Genomic DNA, 3,793 nt, shown 5'->3' with positions numbered 1-3,793 from the left:
ATCTCATTCTGAAGCTCTTTATGAATATTCGTGAATGAATCACCAACACCAGCAAAGGCTGACGCAACATCATCATAGCTATGCTCTTCAACGGCACTGCCATCTTCTTTGACGATCTTAACTTTGAAGCTTGGAGCACTCCATTGACCTTCCTTATATTCAGCGCCACCACCTAAATAAGTTGCAACTGTCTTATTCGTATCAAAAAGCTGAGAACCATTGACCGCTTCACTTGAGCTTGCAGAAATCTCTCCATTGGAAATAAACTTAATTTTACTGTTGCCTTTCTCATCACCCTCTCCATGCGTTGCTACAAACGCCTTTTCAGAATCACTCCACAACAACGCATTCTGCTTAATATTTTCAGTAACCTCCGTGTTGTTTTGAGTAAACTCTTTTTGAAGATTCTCAAAAGATGTTCCTACACCAGCAAATGCTTCCGATACAGTATCATACTTCTTCTCTTCAACTTTAGTACCATCCTCATTAACGATCTTAACTTTGAAACTTGGAGCCGTCCAAGCGCCACCTGCATAACTAGCATCACCACCTAAAGACTTTGCAACACTGTTACCTAGAGAATATAGCTGATTTCCTGCTACAGCATCGCTTGAGCTAGCAGTAATATCACCATTTGCAAGTGATGTGATTTTGCTGTTCGTCTTCTCACTATCTTTTTCTCCATGCAAGGCGACAAAAGCACCTTCAGCCTTGCTCCATGATAAAGAATCTTGTGCAACTCCTTCTGAAACTTCCTTAATACGAGCGTTGATAGTGCTCATGCTGTCATTAATGTCATTAAACGCACCTGCAACATTATTACTGCTCTTCTTATCTCCTTTCGTACCATCATTGCTGAAAGTCTGAATTTGGAAATCCGGATCTTGCCATTCGCCTTTCTCATTATAACCAGCACCTCCACCAAAATAGCCAGCAAACTTTTTTTGCAGATCATAAATCTGTCCACCCGTAATCGCATCACTCGAGCCTGATACTATAGAGCCAGCTGCAAGTGATGTGAGCTTGCTGTTCTCTTTATTGTCCCCATGCGTCGCTACAAACGCTTCTGCGTCCTTATCCCACAACAGCGCATCGCCTTGAACTTCCTGAGTAATATTCGTGATATTTTCAGTAAGTTCATTAAACTTATTCGTTAGGTTGTTATTCACATTCTTGAAATTCGTATCAATACCTTCAATGGCTAAACCAACATCACCATAAGATTTTTCTACTACCTCGCCTTTTGCATCAACACTGGATAATTTATAGGTTGGACCCGTGAAAGTACCATCTTTAAAGCTTGTACCTCCACCTAAGTATTTCGCAATATCCTGAGAAACCTTAGAAATCTGACCGCCATTAACCGCATCATGCGAATTCTCACTAATCTGACCTTCGGCAACATTATGCAAACCAACAGTTGCAGAACCCTTACCTTTACCCAAAGTCACACTCGCATAATTAGTGCTGCTATTATCATCACCTTGTTTATCATAGTGAACAACAGCCGATTCATCAGACTGAAGACTGGTAGAAAGATCCTTTAAACTTTCATCAAGCTGACCCTTGTTAACCGCTTCATTATCCCTTGTCGCTGTCTTAACACCTGAAAGTATTCTATCTTGGCTTTCCTTATCCGCAATACTGATGCTCGCACCTTCTTTTTCACCACCAAGCTTGATTACATTTGTCGTATCATCAAACTTAACAAGACTATCTCCTACAACTTTATTAATCTCATTCTTAAGCTCTTTGTGAATATTCGTGAATGAAGCGCCTACACCAGCAAATGCTTTAGCAACATCATCATAACTTTGCTCTTCAACAGCACTGCCATCTTCTTTGACGATCTTAACTTTGAAGCTTGGAGCACTCCATTGACCTTCTTTATATTCAGCGCCACCGCCAAAGGATTTAGCTATATTCGTAGCTGTTGTTTCAAGATTGTTAGATACACTGCTTACATTTTGATTAGTCGCAAAAAGCTGAGAACCATTGACCGCTTCACTTGAGCTTGCAGAAATCTCTCCATTGGAAAGAAACTTAATTTTACTGTTGCCTTTCTCATCACCCTCTCCATGCGTTGCTACAAACGCCTTTTCAGAATCACTCCACAACAACGCATTCTGCTTAATATTTTCAGTAACCTCCGTGTTGTTTTGAGTAAACTCTTTTTGAAGATTCTCAAAAGATGTTCCTACACCAGCAAATGCTTCCGATACAGTATCATACTTCTTCTCTTCAACTTTAGTACCATCCTCATTAACGATCTTAACTTTGAAACTTGGAGCCGTCCAAGCGCCACCTGCATAACTAGCATCACCACCTAAAGACTTTGCAACACTGTTACCTAGAGCATATAGCTGATTTCCTGTTACAGCATCGCTTGAGTCTTTAGTGATATCCCCATTTGCAAGCGACGTTATCTTGCTGTTCGTCTTGCTTTCCTTCTCTCCATGCTTGGCTACAAACGCCTCTGCGTCCTTATTCCACAACAGCGCATCGCCTTGGACAGATTCTGTGATATTCGTGACTTTGTCATTAAAGTCTTTAACCACATTCGTGAAAGAATTACCAACACCTGAAAGAGCTTCTGAAACACTATCGTACTCAGCTTCTTCTGATGTGCCATCTTCTTTAAGGTGTGTAACTTTAAATCTAGGCAACAACCATTGATCTTTCTCATACTTAGCATCACCGTTTAAGTACGATGCAAGATCTTTTCCTAAGGAATAAAGTTGAGAGCCATTTACTGCATCTGTAGATTCTTTCGTAATATCTCCTGCCGCAAGGAACTTAATCTTGCTATTTGTCTTTGCACCGTCTTTTCCTCCATGCAAGGCTACAAAGGATTTTTCACCCTCGCTCCATGATAAAGAATCTTGTGCAACTCCTTCTGAGACTTCCTTAATACGCTGATTCACATTTTTGATATTTGCATCAAGTCCCTCAAATGCTAAACCAACATTGGTAAAGGCTTTTTGTGTTACCTCGCCATCTTCAGAAACGCGAGATAAGTTGTAAGTAGGGTTGGTAAAGCTACCGTCTTTAAATGCCGCATCGCCGCCAAGGAATTTAGCTACATTCTGAGAAATCGTGTTGATCTGACTACCATTAATCGCATCATGTGAACTCTCACCAATGACACCATCTTTGACATTATGAAGTGCAACTGGTCCTGCATCCTTACCTTTACCTAAAGTCACACTCATGTAATCAATGCCGCCATTCTCACCCTCTTTTTTATCGTAATGAACAACAGCCGAGTCATCAGACTGAAGGCTGGTAGAAAGATCTTTCAGACTTGCATCAAGCTGACCCTTGTTAACCGCTTCATTATTCTTCGTTGCTGCCTTAACACCTGAAAGTGTCCGCTCTTTGCCCTTGTCATCCAGAAGACTTATTTCAGTGCCTTCTACTTCTTTACCAATAGTGATAATTTTCGTCTTCTCATCCTGCTTGACAAGGCTATCACTGACTACATTGGTCACATCATGATGAACATTCGTGACAGAACTACTAATATCAGAAAGTGCTTCCGCTACACTCTTATAGCTTTCCTCACTTTCTTTACCTTCTGCATCAACTTTCTTGATTACAAAATTTGGAGCCTTCCATTGTCCATCTTTAGCATAACCTGCACCACCACCAAAATAAGTCGCCAGCGTCTGATTCATTGAATAAAGTTGATTACCAGCGACAGCATCCGTTGATTTAGCGCTAATCTCACCATTTGCTAGAAACGTAATTCTACTGTTTTCTTGTGTCCTTACAGCTCTGCCTTGTTCTTCTT

Annotated in this window: 1 pseudogene; it reads right to left on the bottom strand. The window is 40.8% G+C overall.

Annotated features, from left to right (window positions below):
• Positions 1-3,793, bottom strand: a pseudogene (locus ACFINA_RS09340) (hypothetical protein); the annotation flags it as partial.

This window comes from Bartonella sp. AC10YNML, assembly GCF_042196825.1.
Classification (GTDB): domain Bacteria; phylum Pseudomonadota; class Alphaproteobacteria; order Rhizobiales; family Rhizobiaceae; genus Bartonella.
This window is presented reverse-complemented; position numbering and strand designations above follow the sequence as displayed.